15 protein-coding genes and 1 pseudogene are annotated in these 14,778 nt (G+C 42.6%); 8 read left to right on the top strand and 8 right to left on the bottom strand.

Annotated elements, in window-relative coordinates:
- Nucleotides 1–67: 67 nt before the first annotated feature.
- A complete protein-coding gene (locus AM592_RS15510; RefSeq protein WP_053604644.1) occupies nt 68–586 on the bottom strand; it encodes a GNAT family N-acetyltransferase in 519 nt (172 codons plus the stop codon).
- A gap of 287 nt (nt 587–873) precedes the next feature.
- Between AM592_RS15510 and AM592_RS15515 the strand changes: the two genes are divergently transcribed.
- On the top strand, nt 874–2,241 hold the full coding sequence (locus AM592_RS15515; protein WP_053604645.1) for an amidohydrolase family protein: 1,368 nt from the start codon (nt 874–876) through the stop codon (nt 2,239–2,241).
- A gap of 153 nt (nt 2,242–2,394) precedes the next feature.
- On the opposite strand, the gene AM592_RS15520 is transcribed toward AM592_RS15515, so the two are convergent.
- Entirely contained in the window at nt 2,395–3,384 is a 990-nt protein-coding gene (locus AM592_RS15520; RefSeq protein WP_053604646.1) for a saccharopine dehydrogenase family protein, read from the bottom strand.
- Between the two features lie 183 nt (nt 3,385–3,567).
- Nucleotides 3,568–4,407: an NAD(P)-dependent oxidoreductase gene (locus AM592_RS15525; protein WP_082364352.1), complete on the bottom strand. Its 840-nt coding sequence runs from the start codon at nt 4,405–4,407 to the stop codon at nt 3,568–3,570.
- 459 nt (nt 4,408–4,866) lie between these two features.
- On the opposite strand from AM592_RS15525, the gene ssuD reads away from it, so the two are divergent.
- From ssuD to AM592_RS15545, 4 genes are all read left to right on the top strand, one after another.
- Entirely contained in the window at nt 4,867–5,988 is a 1,122-nt protein-coding gene (ssuD, locus tag AM592_RS15530; protein ID WP_053604648.1) for an FMNH2-dependent alkanesulfonate monooxygenase, read from the top strand.
- Between the two features lie 13 nt (nt 5,989–6,001).
- Nucleotides 6,002–7,240 (top strand): ABC transporter substrate-binding protein, encoded by a 1,239-nt coding sequence (locus AM592_RS15535; RefSeq protein ID WP_053604649.1) that lies wholly within the window; start codon nt 6,002–6,004, stop codon nt 7,238–7,240.
- Nucleotides 7,241–7,302: 62 nt separating this feature from the next.
- Nucleotides 7,303–8,175 carry a carbohydrate ABC transporter permease gene (locus AM592_RS15540; RefSeq protein WP_053604650.1) on the top strand — a complete coding sequence of 291 codons (873 nt, stop codon included), beginning with the start codon at nt 7,303–7,305 and terminating at the stop codon, nt 8,173–8,175.
- A 17-nt stretch (nt 8,176–8,192) separates the two neighbouring features.
- The gene (locus AM592_RS15545) at nt 8,193–9,005 is read left to right on the top strand and encodes a carbohydrate ABC transporter permease (RefSeq protein ID WP_053604651.1); all 813 of its coding nucleotides are present in this window, start codon (nt 8,193–8,195) and stop codon (nt 9,003–9,005) included.
- 84 nt (nt 9,006–9,089) lie between these two features.
- Here AM592_RS15545 and AM592_RS15550 read toward each other — a convergent pair whose 3' ends face one another.
- The 4 genes and pseudogenes from AM592_RS15550 to AM592_RS15565 form a co-directional block, all read right to left on the bottom strand.
- Nucleotides 9,090–9,752 (bottom strand): GTP pyrophosphokinase YwaC, encoded by a 663-nt coding sequence (locus AM592_RS15550; RefSeq protein WP_053604652.1) that lies wholly within the window; start codon nt 9,750–9,752, stop codon nt 9,090–9,092.
- An 82-nt stretch (nt 9,753–9,834) separates the two neighbouring features.
- A pseudogene (locus tag AM592_RS15555) lies at nt 9,835–10,263 on the bottom strand (GNAT family N-acetyltransferase).
- Between the two features lie 227 nt (nt 10,264–10,490).
- Nucleotides 10,491–10,817, bottom strand: coding sequence for a DUF2680 domain-containing protein (locus tag AM592_RS15560; RefSeq protein WP_053604653.1), 327 nt, complete (start codon nt 10,815–10,817; stop codon nt 10,491–10,493).
- A 108-nt stretch (nt 10,818–10,925) separates the two neighbouring features.
- A complete protein-coding gene (locus tag AM592_RS15565; protein ID WP_053604654.1) occupies nt 10,926–11,381 on the bottom strand; it encodes an RNA polymerase sigma factor in 456 nt (151 codons plus the stop codon).
- 169 nt (nt 11,382–11,550) lie between these two features.
- On the opposite strand from AM592_RS15565, the gene AM592_RS15570 reads away from it, so the two are divergent.
- From AM592_RS15570 to dapA, 3 genes are read left to right on the top strand one after another with little or no spacing between them, the layout of a single operon-like run.
- Complete coding sequence (locus AM592_RS15570; protein ID WP_053604655.1) at nt 11,551–12,348, top strand: SDR family NAD(P)-dependent oxidoreductase; 798 nt, start codon at nt 11,551–11,553, stop codon at nt 12,346–12,348.
- Nucleotides 12,349–12,354: 6 nt separating this feature from the next.
- Nucleotides 12,355–12,849, top strand: a complete 495-nt coding sequence (locus tag AM592_RS15575; protein WP_053604656.1) for a GNAT family N-acetyltransferase — start codon at nt 12,355–12,357, stop codon at nt 12,847–12,849.
- 25 nt (nt 12,850–12,874) lie between these two features.
- Complete coding sequence (gene dapA / locus AM592_RS15580) at nt 12,875–13,762, top strand: 4-hydroxy-tetrahydrodipicolinate synthase (RefSeq protein WP_053604657.1); 888 nt, start codon at nt 12,875–12,877, stop codon at nt 13,760–13,762.
- 105 nt (nt 13,763–13,867) lie between these two features.
- On the opposite strand, the gene AM592_RS15585 is transcribed toward dapA, so the two are convergent.
- Nucleotides 13,868–14,587: a 3-ketoacyl-ACP reductase gene (locus AM592_RS15585; RefSeq protein WP_053604658.1), complete on the bottom strand. Its 720-nt coding sequence runs from the start codon at nt 14,585–14,587 to the stop codon at nt 13,868–13,870.
- Nucleotides 14,588–14,778 lie beyond the last annotated feature (191 nt).

Below are 14,778 nucleotides of genomic sequence, written 5' to 3' on the forward strand. Positions count from 1 at the left end.
TAGCACGTTTAAACATGTCTGCATTAAAAAACAGACGACTGTGTTTCGTCGTCTGTTTTAATAGGAATTAGCCGGCACTTTCTTGCTTGACCAACAGCTTTTCATAGCATACAAACAATTTCTCTCTGCCGAAATCCACTGTTCCAATTTCTTTAAAGCCCAATTTTAAGTAAAGCTTCATCGCACCCGTATTCTCAGAATATGTATCAAGCCGAATCTGTTTGTAGCCGTTGTCTATCGCAAACTCTTCAGAAGATGCTATTATTTTTTTCGCTACTCCTTTACCTTGAGAATCAGGATGCACGACCAAACGATGAACATTTAGAGATGGTTCACTTTTCAAGGTCCAATTGACTTCATCCCATTCCTTATCCTGAAATTCGTCTAATACAATGGCTCCATAGATTTGTCCATCTTCCTCCATGACAAATAAGCATTGCCTGTCAATATCTTGCAGGAGGATTTCTTTGGTTGGATAGTTGTGATCCCATTGATAGAGACCTTTATTATTCATCTGCCGAACTGCAGCATCATACATATCAATGATTTTATTTGCTTCTGATTTAATTGCCTTGCGAAACTTCATTTCGTCTTTTCACTCTCCAAATCAATCAACTATTATGGTTATTATACCTTATCATAAATTATTCATTCTGTATCGCCGCACGTTTTTATCTAACAATGGCTTCCAAAATGTGATCCACCGAAGATTATGTTACATAAAATCACAGAATCTTTGTGCAATTATTTGCACTATTCTATAGTTGCTTTAGGGACTAGAAAGCCACTATCATTCTGAAGGCTGCCGTCTTGTCAGCAGCAATTCAACTAGCTAGGAAAAATAAATATCTTTTTATAAGGAGTCTTCTTGTGATGATTCATTCATTGAGTTTAATCAATGTAAAATTACCGATGAACGACGAAAAACATTTGTATTCATTATCGGTCGAAAATGGACAGTGGACGTCCATTAATAAGCAGGATGATCTTATCTTTACACCAGATGCTGTTCCTATCGATTCAATGACCGGAATAGGCGAAAATGAGAAGAAGTTGGATTTGCAAGGAAAGGTGCTCCTCCCCGGTCTTATAGATGCTCACATGCATCTGGATAAATCGTTTTGCCTGCCGCAAGTGAGAAATAAGTCGGGTACATTGTGGGAAGCTGTACAGAATTATTCTGAAGCTGTTCCCGCTTTTTCCAAGGAAGAAATTAAATTGCGTATTATGCGCTCAGCACTTCAAGCCGTGTCGTTCGGAACGACTGCCATTCGAACTCACCTCGACTTTCATGTGAAATACGGATCGGCTGTCGCCCTTCGAACCGTTGAGGCTGCATTGGAAGCAAAGGAGGCTTTATCTCCTTACGTTGACCTTCAACTGTTTCCGCTTACGCCCATTTCCGGATTTAATAGTGATGAAATTGAAGTGCTTGAAGAAGCGATACGAATGGGGATGTCTGGAATTGGCGGCGCGCCTCATCTATCGGAGACACCAGAGCAGGACATTGACCGGCTATTTCGTCTTGCACAAAAGCATGATTGTCCAATCGACCTCCACACCGACGAAAACGATGATCCTCATGTCCGTACACTCGGGCATATCGCGAAAAGAACGATTGATTTCGACTTTTCCGGGCGGGTAACGGTCGACCATTTGTGCTCTTTGGCTTCTATGAGTGACGCTGATGCAGGCTCCCTTATCGAACGAATGACAGAAGCCAAGATAGATGCCGTGACATTACCGGGGGCCAACCTGTATTTACAAGGTAGGCACGACACGTTTCCAGTTCGACGCGGCATAACTCGAGTCAAAGAACTTTTGGCTGCCGGAATCCCGCTGGCAACAGCATCGGACAATATTCACGACCCATTCCACCCTTTTGGCAGGGGCGATCTCATTCAAATCGGACTTTTGACAGCGTACGCGGCACATATGGGCAGTCCCGCAGATATTCGAACCCTCCTGCAGATGATCACGGAAATTCCTGCCTCAATCCTTGGGATAGAAGGGTACGGCGTTCGTGTCGGCAACGAAGCCGATTTCGTCGTATTGGATGGAACAACGCCAGAAGAGCTGTTCACGATGCTTCCTGAACGGCGTTGGATTTATCGGAAAAACGGTTGGCTGAAGCTGGCCGCCAAACGCGCCGGATGGGTCGATCCTGTATTGGACCGCTACTGGAACGATGCCGAGATAAATTTTCCATTCGGAAATAACACTTTTGTCCCGAGAATATAAGTGGAAATCGTTTTTTATTACATATTAGTACGGACATATCTTCAAGGAGACGTAAGCTCTGAAAATACAACGTCATGAAAAATAAAATATAAAAAGCCAAATTTCTCGCTTATCACACTGAGAAATTTGGCTTTAGTTACTACATAAACGATCTCATGAATGGTCAAACATCCGCACTCCGAACTCCTCGAACCGTGCGATAGCCGCATCCACAGACACCAGCGTCTCAGGCAATTGAATCCCGCCCGCAGCAGCTGGCTTACCGTCCAAACCGAGGATACGCTCAATCGAGACCAGTACACCGAGGGCAGTGAGATGAGCCTGGCCCTTAGGGTCGGATACGACCGTCCGTCGCTTAGCCAGTAAGCCGGACTTCAAAATGCCTTCGATCTCAATGTAAAGGTCTTGCGATGCCTGACCTCGAGCACGGGTCCCGATGGATTCTCCCTGAATGAAATCAAAACGAACGTTGGGTGCGCCAGTGGCAGCTGCTAAGCTTATAGTATCGAGCAATCCCATCGGAAGGCCCTCCAAATGGCTTCCATCCGCTAGAAGGACATTTCTTTGGTGTTTACTGGCATCGACCCATACCCATTTGCCGTCTTTGCGAAGGAGAGCACGTCCGATGAATCCTTCAGCATCGCCGATTGTCATCGGACCCATCAATTCACGGTCATCGTAGAGCCCTGCTAAATTAATCGAATCTATCCGGCTGAATGATTCAGCTGCTTTCAGCGCAACTAGCGTCATGACTCCAGACTGTGAATGGCCCAGCGGAACGATTGGGCGCTGCGGTTTTGTTCTCCATGCAGCAATTGCAAGAGACGCAATCTCGTCGGCAAGTTTAGTTATACCGATATGGGCTATTCCTTTGTCGAGAGCTGCCTGGATTAAGGAATCAGCAGGGTCCTGCAAAGAAGCTACAATGAGGTCGTACTGCGCCAGATCGTCTAATCCATCTAGGTTCTTCAAATCCAAGAGAGCTGTTCTGGCATTACCGAGTTCTAATGCAAGCGCCGTGCCGTGATCTGGATTTCGCCCTGCAAGCACAATTTCAATGTCCTTGCTGACTTTCCGGATATGCCGGGCGATTGCGCTGCCAACAATCCCGTACCCACCTGCGATAAATATGCGTAATGTCATGCTGTTTCCTCCACTATTTATTCCATACTGGTATAAGGGGTTAAACCTTGCATTTCAGCAGGTCTTTACTCCCCACACAAAGAACTTTTTTGTATTTAATAGTTACAAAGTTTCACTATGTTCGTAAATGTTTTGCTGAGTAAACAACCATCAAGATCATCTATATTTAATACTTACTAGGCGCTAAGCAGTTACTCCGTCCTTTTTAAAGATTTCGATCAGACTGGTGAAGCTGTCACTGGCGTGGCCGTTTTCCATGCCGCGCTTAAAGACCTCCAGAATAGCGGCGGGCAGCGAAATGTCGATACCGGCGTCTTTGGTGGTGTGAACGATGTGTTCGACGCTTGCGAAGCCCATGGCAAGTCTGTCCACGTCACCTGGGTGCTTACCCGCGTCGAGTCGCGGCGTGTAGAACTCAAGAAACTGTGGAAGCGATGACATCGTCTTCGAGGCATACGGCAGGAACTCCTCTGCTGTGATGCCGTTCTTATTGGCTACCGCGAGGGCGTGGAGATAGCTGAGCATGGACGTCCAGAAGATATCCATCTGGATTTGGTAATAAAGCGCAGCAAGTCCCGGGTCCTCGCCCCGGTAGTCGCTGCCAGTCAGCATCTCCAAGGTCTTTTGGTGAGCCTCGAAGGCCTCTCTTGGACCACTGTAGTAGGTGGAGGACTCTGAAAGTCCGATACCTGAAGGCGGGACCTGTACGCCGCCGGTGATATGCCGGGCGCCGCGTACGCCCACCCACTTCGCCGCCTCGCGCGCCTTCTCCGGAGTGTCTGAACTGAGGTTGACGAAAACCCGGCCGGGCAGGTTCTCAGAAGCAGGTTCAAGAATGGCGTACATCGCATCGTAGTCCGTTAGGCTTAGAATTACCAACTCGTTGGCGGTTAGCGCCTCATTGACCGTTGACGCCCGGGTGGCGCCCTTGGCCACAAGTTCGTCCGCCTTACTCATAGTCCGGTTCCATACGGTCACCTCATGGCCGTGATCTAGGAAAACGTTCGCCATCGCCTGCCCCATCGGGCCGAGTCCGATGACCGTCACAGGTGAATGGTCATTGTCTGCTATCACGGTTCCATCACTAACTGATACGTCTTTTCATTGTTCACTTTCTCATTTTTATTGTTACTTTCCAACGGAAAAACTCCTTTCAAAATGTGATCGAATTAAATTCTAAAGTATGTCATTAGTGTAAATGTCAACAATTTATTTTTTAGACCTCTCAAACGATCAGCAAGCAAAAAGAAAAACCCCGAAGCGAAAACGCTTACCTCTCGATGTGACCTAAAAAACACGCAGAAAAATCAAAATTGACTCTCCTCATAATCTTTTGAATCACTATTATTCCGACTTGAATTATAAGAAAAATAGGTTTATTATCTTCTCATAAAGTTTGCCAGAAGAAAAATTGGCGACTCAAGTGTCTCTTTTCATAAAGCAGAATAAAAAAAGACAATTCATCATGGGGAGGAAATACAGATGGAAGTTTTTTGGTTTTTCCCAACAGGCGGAGACAACAAATATCTAGGTACCGAATTTGGAAAGCGCGAAATAACGCCTGATTATCTTAAACAGATTGCCCAAGCAGTGGATTCATTAGGTTACCATGGAGCATTATTGCCAACGAGCCGCGGATGTGAAGATGCATGGGTAACTGCCTCATCTCTAATTTCTGTTACAAAACGAATGAAATTTTTGGTTGCATTGCGACCAGGACTCATGCCGCCGACTTTATCCGCAAGGATGGCTTCTACGTTCGACCGAATGTCAGGAGGAAGGCTTTTGTTAAATATCGTGACGGGAAGTAACCCGGCTGAGCACAAAGGAGACGGCATTCACTTAAATCATACGGAAAGATACGAGGTCACCAACGAATTTTTGGAAGTATGGAAAAAAATGATGACCGAAGAAAGCGTGACTTATACGGGCAAATATTTCGATATAGAAGGCGGAAAAAATGTGTTTGCTCCTGTCCAATCGCCCTACCCGCCGCTCTATTTCGGCGGATCTTCAGAAATTGCCCAAAATATCGCTGCAAAGCATGTAGATGTGTATCTAACTTGGGGAGAACCGCCTCATAAAGTGAAAGAAAAGATTGAGAAAATGAAAAAACTTGCTGCCGAACAAGGTCGTACCCTTCGGTTTGGCATACGGTTGCATGTGATTGTGAGAGAAACGATGGAAAAAGCATGGCAGGCAGCTCATGAATTAATTCAATACGTAGATGAATCTGCAATCAAAGCCGCGCAGGAATCGTTAGCCAAACATGAATCTGAAGGCCAAAGAAGAATGCTTGCCCTCCAAAATGGCAATAAAGAGAACCTTGAAATCAGCCCGAATCTGTGGGCGGGAGTCGGATTAGTCCGGGAAGGCGCCGGTACGGCACTAGTAGGAGATCCTTACACGGTGACAGAGCGTTTAAAAGAGTATGAGGACTTGGGAATCGAAACATTCATCCTTTCCGGGTACCCTCATCTGGAAGAGGCTTACCAAGTAGCGGATTTACTTTTCCCTCTATTAGACTTGGATAAAGGAGATAAAACCTTTACAAATACCGATTTTCATACGGAAGAAAGAATAGCCGATAAAATATCACAATAAGGGAGATTTCGAAATGCACAAGTTGCTTTTGGCATTAACATTCATTTTTATTTTCTTGATTACTGGCTGTTCTTCGAATTCCTCCGGAAACAATGAAGGCGACCAAACTACTATAAGCTTCGTGCACTGGCGCGGAGAAGATGCTGAGGTATTTAACAAACTGATAAAGAAATTTGAGGATGAAAATCCAACAATCAAAGTAAAAATGAGCGTAATCCCCTCAGACCAATATACAACTGTCCTACAGACAAGGTTAAGAGGCGGCGGGGCCGGAGATGTATTTACTTCCTTTCCAGGTGCTCAATTTGAATTACTCTCTAAGGCAGGATATTTTTCTGACCTTACGAACAAAGCGTTTGTAAAACAATACAATCAAAATCTAATAACAAATGGGCAAAAAGACGGAAAACAGCTGGCGGTTCCCTATCAGCTTGTATTTAATCAACCAGTATATAATACAGCTATCTTTGAAAAATTGAATCTTAAGCCGCCAAGAGATTGGGAAGGATTCCTTCAACTGTGTGAGACGTTAAAAGAAAATGGGTATATTCCTATTGCTTTTCCCGGCGATAATGCACCGGCCCAATTCATGAACAGTATGGTCATGAACAACCAGCCTGATGAAAACGCGCTGCGTAATTTACAGGACGGAAATACGAAATTGTCAGATCAGTGGTGGGTTAAAACACTTTCTCAAATAAATGAGCTAAACGAAAAGGGATATTTTCAAAACGATGTTCTCGGAACAAAACAAGATGGAGCGATCAGTTTGATTGCTCAAGAAAAAGCAGCAATGTTTGCGATGGGTTCTTTCTCCATTAGCAGCATCCAGCAGCAAAATCCCGACATCGAACTGGATTCGTTAGCTCCTATTACTGTCCCGGCTAATGAGGCTAAATATGAAGGCATTCATACATCTACTTTTATGCTCGCTGTAAATAACCAATCAAAAAAGAAAGAGGCTGCTGAAAAATTCATATCCTTTTTAAGCCAAAAGGATATTGCTACTGAATATGCCAATGATACAGCACAGCATGTGACCGTCAATGATGTAACGTATACATCTCCGGCTCTAAAGAAATTGGAACCGTGGATAAATAAGAAGACGCTTTTCCAGCCAAGGTACACAATCACCAACGCCAATGTGGAAAAGGCGGTTACGGGTTCAATACAAGATGTATTAGGCGGCACATCTCCTGAAGATGCAGCGAATAAAGCCCAAGGCCTAGTCGATCAAAATATTTCGAATTAGCCTAAAAAGCGGGAGGGGGATTCCTTCCGCTGATTTTCAACATAGAGAGGTCGTCTGCCAATATGAAATATTCCAAAACTCTGTATCTATTTATTTTGCCCGGGTTTCTCATCTATGCAATTTTCTTTGTTTTCCCGACATTTGGATCGTTATTTTATTCCTTGACAAACTGGGATGGATTCACTGAAACGTTTGAGTTTGTAGGGTTGGATAATTACAAGCGAATGGCCACTGATACAATCTTTGGCACGGCTCTAACTAATAATTTGAAATTTATGTTGGTTGTCGTCCTTTTGCAATTTGTTTTTTCTCTGTTATTCGCACTTTTTCTTAAAAAAAATACGAAAACAAATATTTTTTTGCGTGCGCTGTATTTTTTTCCGACAATTTTATCCTCGGTATCTGTTTCATTTATCTGGCTGTTTATGTACGATCCAAATATTGGGGTATTAAATTCACTATTTCACTTTTTGAATTTCGATCCTCTTTCCCAAAATTGGTTAGGAAATCAAACGATTGCTATCTATTCGGTCGCCCTTGTACAGGTTTGGTTTCATGCAGGGCAAATGATCGTCATCTTTGTAGCAGGATTGCAGACCATACCTGAGGATCTCTATGAGGTAGCGCAGCTGGAAGGTGCATCAAAATGGCAAACGTTCCGGCATGTGACATGGCCTCTCGTAGCACCTGCTGCTACCATTGTGATTGCCTATACGACGATTCAGTCTTTTAAAGCGTTTGATTTAATCTTTGCCATGACCCGTGGCGGACCAAACTATGCAACTGAAATTCTTTCTACCTATATCTATAACACTGCTTTTCAAAACAACCAGTTTGGATACGCCACTGCCATATCGATGTTCTTTTTGCTGATTGTGGCTGTATTGACTATTGTGCAATTTAAACTGCTGCGCGCCAATTCGATTACTTACTAGTGGGAGGGGGATAAGCTGTGATTTTCCGTATTAGTAAAATTAGTCTATTAACGATTTATGCCATGGTAATCATTTTGCCGGTAAGTGTGATCATCCTGTCAACCTTTAAGACAAGTGCAGAGCTGTTTGAGAGTCCTTTTTCTTTGCCGAAAGAATTTCAACTGCAATCCTATTTAAATCTTTTTCAGGAGCAATCGATTCTTTTATATTTTACAAACAGCTTGATCGTAACATGTTTTTCTATCTTCATTACGTTGTTTTTTGCTAGTTTAATCGCATTTGCAATAAGGCGGTTGGCAACTTGGATTGGATTAATTATTTTTTCCTTCTTCGCACTTGGAATGATGGTGCCTGCCCAAGTGAATATGCTTCCTCTTTATCAATTGATATCGAGCTTGAATTTGACCAATTCCTTAACGGGACTGGTCATCGTAAATGTTGCCGGAACGCTTCCTGTCGCTGTATTCATCCTTTCTGGCTTTGCCAGAACGATTCCCGGCAGTTTATTTGAAGCGTCTGAAATTGATGGAGCAAACAATTGGCAGATTTACTATAAGATCTTTTTGCCCCTGTCTATCGCACCATTATCATCTGCTGCCATTTTTCTATCTGTCATGTACTGGAACGATCTAATAAATCCGCTGCTTTACATAACTGATGATTCAAAAAAGACATTGCCTTTAATGCTGCTTGGTTTTCAAGGAGAATACTTGACCAACTATCCCATGCTTTTTACAGGTGTACTCCTTTCATCAGCACCAATGATCATTGCTTACCTTTTTCTTCAACGGTACTTTATTGCCGGGCTGACAGCAGGAGCCGTGAAATAATTGTAGATACAAAGCAAACAAATCTTTCTTTATTAGAAAGGTTTGTTTGCTTTCGCGGATTTCGGTGACTGATCCCAGAGAAACCTATCTTTCCTCTTCAGGCTCCTTTTTTGCGCTATCCACCTCATTATTTATGCCATGCATTTTTTCATCTAAATAGTTTGCGATATTTGCCGCTTCCTTTAAATCTTCGGTTAGAAGTTCAGGAACAGCGTTGTTAAGCTTATAATGAATTTTGTGCTCCAAGCTTGCCCAAAAATCCATAGCAATCGTTCGAATCTGAATTTCCACCTTTACTCTTTCGACTCCGTTCGTTAAATAAACAGGTGTTTCAATCAGCAAATGCAAGCTTCTATAGCCGTTTTCCTTCGGGTTTTTAATATAATCCTTGATCCCTAGAATCTCCAGGTCATTATGCTGTTTCAATATATCAACTACGTTATAAATATCAGAAAGAAACGAACAAATGATTCGAACCCCTGCAATATCATGAATATGTTCTTTCGCATGAGCCGTGGTCACTTCTAAATTTTTTCTTGCCAATTTATTCACGATGCTTTCAAAGCTCTTTACTCTTGATTTTGTATGCTCTATCGGATTATGACCATGTATCAGATTGTATTCCTGACTGATGATCGAAAATTTTGTATTCATTTGATCAAGGGCAAATTTGTACACGAGAAGCTCGTTTTTCCAGTTCTCCATTACATCTTTTAAGTTTGCCATATCTTCTTTGGTAAGCTGCATTCGTGTCAACTCCTTCACAATGTAAGACGCACATCACCTGGTTGCGGTTGCACCGAACTTTTTTTAGAGAAGGGGATAAAATCTATCTTAAAGTTTTCCTGAATAAATAGCTTGATTTTTCATACTCCATTTTATCCTCATAAAATCGATGGGCATTCTCTCGCTGCAATCCGGAAGAGAGAGAAATCGTACCGAGCCCATTCTCGATTCCCCACTTTTCAACTTCTGTTAACAGCAGCTGTCCGTACCCTTTTGAACGATGGTTCTCGTCTGTGACTAAATCCTCTACCCATACATGATCGCCTTGGTTAATTGAAAATCTCGGCAAAAACCCAACAGCTGCCACTGGTTTTCATTCCTCATAAAGGGCGAGTAAACGGTAATTCATCAATTGAGCGGCACGTTCCACTCGCGCTAAATATTCTTCTTTGCTTAAATGAGGTCTCAGCTGTTTCATTACCGGATAAGCTTCCGCCACTTGTGCTTTTGTTTTCAATTCTTTGATTTTCATCGGTCTCTTCTCCTCTCGCCTCCTATCTTAGCATGATTAAAAGAAAAAAACTGGATACGGAAGAACCATATCCAGCTAGCTTAGTAATAAGACATTGACAGCGTCATCATATTTACAGCTTGGACCATTGTGCTAACATAGCTGCTTGGCCCGCTGCATTTTTGGTAACCGCAGGCGCAAAGGTAAGTGATTCGTTCAAGTAAATTCTTAGTTGTCTTCATGTTCGCTTACCGGTCGCGATAATGATGGTGATGGCGGGAGTGCTTATAGGCAAATCCGTTTTCTTCAAGCTCTTTAAACCGTCTCTCCATCATTGAAATGATAACCTTTCCTTTCTCCTCTTTCATCAAGCCGTATTCAATTTGTTTGTTAATAATTTGCTTGTTTTTTTCTAACACTTCCTTATGTAAAACAGACAATTCATTGAGTTGTTTTTCTGTCAGTTCTACTTTTTTCTCAGAGTTTTCCTTTGGGGGTGCTGCTTGTGCAGGGGCAGACAATATGAGTGAAGCACCTAAAATCCAGGCAGCAGCTATTCCTTTTTGAATGTTCATGATGTTAACTCACTCCTTTTCAAATTAGGAATATCTTTCCCCTTATTCAATAAATTATGTGTCGGAAAGGAAATTTTTTCATAAAAATAGCAGCCGGTCGATTTTACATCAATCCATTCCGGCCGCTGTCATTTTTTTCGTCATCTTTCTAACTGCTTTTTTCTCAATTTCCTCCGCCTTATTTGCGGGGATGGATAGAATGTTTTCTGTTTCCTCGTAAGTAAGCTTTAATATATGTATACAAATAATCACCTGCTGCTCAATAAAACGGCATGATGAAAGAGAGTGGTAAATGTCCGCCTCCTCTAGAGCCGAATCATCTGTTGGGTGCAGCCGGAAAATGCTCTTCAACCTATAATAAAAACATAAATTTCTTGCGTAGACAAAGAGTGCGGACCTGCTCGTCTCTTTTTCCATTAGAAACAGCTTTTTATCCAATGCTTTTTCATAAATTCGATGAAGGACTTCTTCAGCCGATTCCCTGTCTTTGATAAGATAATAGACAAAAGGATATAGAAGATGATGATTTGTATCATAAAGATATTGAAAGTTTTCTTGATCCATATCATCCCTCCGGTCATTAGTAATATTTACCTACAATATTACTATTATGTTACCATTATATTTCAAATTATTTCAATTGTCAGCCAAAACCGTTCGACAGCTTATTCGTTTGTTACTTCTAGTGAATAGGGAAAAAGAGAATATAAAACGTATAAGGAGATGACCAATTATGACAATTTTTTCTTCATCAGCATTAGAGGGGAAACATGTGTTAATCACCGGAGCTACAGGGGGAATTGGATTTGAAACCGCGAAAGTTACAGCGGCAATGGGCGCACGGCTGACCGTTACAGGAAGAAATGAATCGAAGCTTTCTGAATTAGCAACCGAGCTATCAGCAATGACAGACAAACAAAAAATCTTTGTGAGAGCCACGGACATAACAAAAGAAGAAGATCGGGCTCAGCTTCTCGAGGAAGCCGAGGCCATCCACGGGAATATTACCGGTTTGGTCAACAGTGCCGCTATTGCCGGTGGTACGACAGTCGATGAGCTGAAGGAAGAAGACTTAGATCGCATGATGCATCTTAATCTGACGTCGACAATCATGCTAACAAAAGCTGTGTATAAAAAAATGCTCGAAATAAAGAACGGAACAATTGTTAATGTTTCTTCTTTATCCGGTCTAAGGGGCACCTATGGAAACGCTGCCTATTCTTCAAGCAAGTTCGCACTGATCGGCTTTACCCAATCTCTTTCTGTCGAAGCCATTCCAGCAAACATTCGAGTAAATGCTGTCTGCCCTGGCTATGTCGATACAAAGATGGGTCGAGATGTGATCGAAAGAAATGCAAAACAAAATGGAGTTTCCTTTGAAGAACAACTCGCTGAAATTGAAAAAGGAATTCCATCCGGACGAATTACCACTCCCGCCGAAGTCGCAAATACCATTGCATTTCTACTAACAGACGCAGCTCCTAATATTGTCGGCGAATCGATTAAAATTTCCGGCGGAAGCGTACTGTAAATTCAGATGGATATCAGACCCGTTCAGCCGGAAGACGCGAAGGCATTCGCCGAGCTTCTTTTTGAAATTGACCAGTCAGGATTTATGCTTTTTGAACCGAATGAAAGAGCTGCAGATGCCGAAAGAGAAAAAAGACGTATCGACGCGTTTGTTAATGACAAACATTCCGCTCTTTTTGTAGCCGAAGAAAATGGACAGCTTGGCGGATATATGATGGCACTCGGAGGTAAAGCAAACAGGAACAAACACTCCGCTTATTTGGTCTTAGGCGTCCACGAACAATTTCAGAGGCAGGGCATTGCTTCGAGACTATTCAACAAAACGTTTCAATGGGCTAAAAACAACGGGATCACAAGGCTTGAATTAACTGTGATCAAAAACAATGAAAAAGCCCTTCGCCTCTACAAAAAGGTGGGCTTTAATATTGAAGGTGAAAAAATCAACTCGCTTTTCATAGATGGAAAGCCGGTAAACGAGTATTATATGTATAAGCTTATTTAATGAGTGAAAAGGAGAGGAAGTTAGAATGGCTTTTGTTCCGTACAGCGTTGCGATGGTGACTCCATTCACCCGATCTGGAAGTATAGATGAAGATGCAATTTCATCATTAATCGATTTTTATCAAAAAAAGAAGGTTCCCGCACTGCTTATTTGCGGCTCGACGGGAGAACAGCATTCCATGACAGTTGAGGAAAGAAAAATGCTGTACCGATTGGCGAGGAAGCATTCCAGCCGAGAATTGCAGTTATATGCAGGAGTTGCTGCAGTTCAAACAAAAGACTCTGTTGAGCTGGCGAGCGCTGCTGAACAAGCAGGAATGAACGGCATCATGCTCGGCATGCCTCCTTACGTACGTGTTTCTCAGGAAGAGGCTCTCTCGTACATAAAGAAAATCGCCGAGGTTTGTTCACTGCCGATTCTTTTGTACAATAATCCGTTACGAACAGCGGTTGATCTTCACGCAGAAACGATTGCAAAAATAATGAAAGAAGTTCCGCAGGTCATTGCAGTCAAAGAAACAGGCGATCCTAATAAAGCTCGCGTTATTAAACAGCTTACTGGAGAAAAAACAGCCGTCTTTTCCGGGATTGACTTGGAAATTTCCGCTCATTTTTCAATTGGGTATGACGGACTCACAAGCGTGATCGGCAATCTGTTTCCTGAAGAAATGAATGAGGTTGTGAAATTTCTGATGCAAGGGAACAAAGAGGAAGCCGAGCAGCTTTTGGAGCGAGTAAAGCCTGTGGCACAAGCACTAACTGGTATGTCTTCCCCGACTGGAATGAAATACGCAATGCGAAAGCTGGGGATTGCAGGCGGATATGCGCGAGAGCCCCTCGGCTGCGAGCCAATTGAAGGGATGGAAGCCATCGACCTTGCATTGTCCGCTTATTTCAAGGCTGCTTCTTCATGAGGCAGCCTTGGATATCGTCGCTTTTTTCATTTTATCGACGAAAATAGAAATATATCGATTTTTCGATAAAATTCGGCATAAAAAAGAGCGGGAATTCCGCTCTTTTTAAGGATTTGTTGACCACAGTCCCGCAGTTTTTATAAAAACGCGTGAATTCATTTTCAGTTGGGCAACCATGAATTCGGCAAGATCCTCCGGCTGCATTACACTTTCCGGATTGCCGTCTGTCAGGTTCAAATCCTTCGCCATATCGGTTGCGACTGTGCTTGGTGTTAGTGCACTTACTCGAATATTATGCTTTCTTACTTCCTGCATCAGTGATTCAGTCAAGCCAAGAACAGCAAACTTCGATGCGCTGTATGCGCTTGTTGCAGGTGCTCCTTTTTGTCCGGCTGTGGAAGAAATATTGATAATGTCCCCGCTTTTTCTTTCAATCATGCCAGGCAGCACGGCTCTTGTGACATTGTATACTCCCATCACGTTGACCTGGATAATCGATTCCCATTCCTCAGGAGTAAGATCAAGAAAGCCGCCAAATTTACTGATTCCAGCATTATTGATTAAAATGTCGATTTCGCCAAGCTCTTCCTTTATCGTCTGTACAGCTTTTTCTACAGAAGCCAAATCCTGAACATCAGCAGATACCGAAAGTGTTTTAACCCCGTAAGAAGCTAATTGCTTTTCTACATCCTCTAAGTTAGCGAGCGATCTGCCAACTAGACCGACATTGATTCCTTCTTGTGCAAATGCAATTGCAGCTGCTTTTCCAATTCCTCTTCCTGCCCCAGTAATAATGGCAGTCTTTCCTTGCAATGATGATGGCATTAATAACATCTCCTCTTAATTATGTATATAAAAAGTATAAAAAAACTCTTCCCCTTAAATCAACCAAGAGCAATTATCTAAAAATTCCCTTAACTTTTCGGCCAAAACCTATTGCTTATATTTTTTGAAGGTATACAATAGAGTATAAAACATTTTCGTTCAATAACGATTAATCAATTTATAGCAGGGAG

It is taken from the genome of Bacillus gobiensis (assembly GCF_001278705.1).
In the GTDB taxonomy this organism is placed as follows: domain Bacteria; phylum Bacillota; class Bacilli; order Bacillales; family Bacillaceae; genus Bacillus; species Bacillus gobiensis.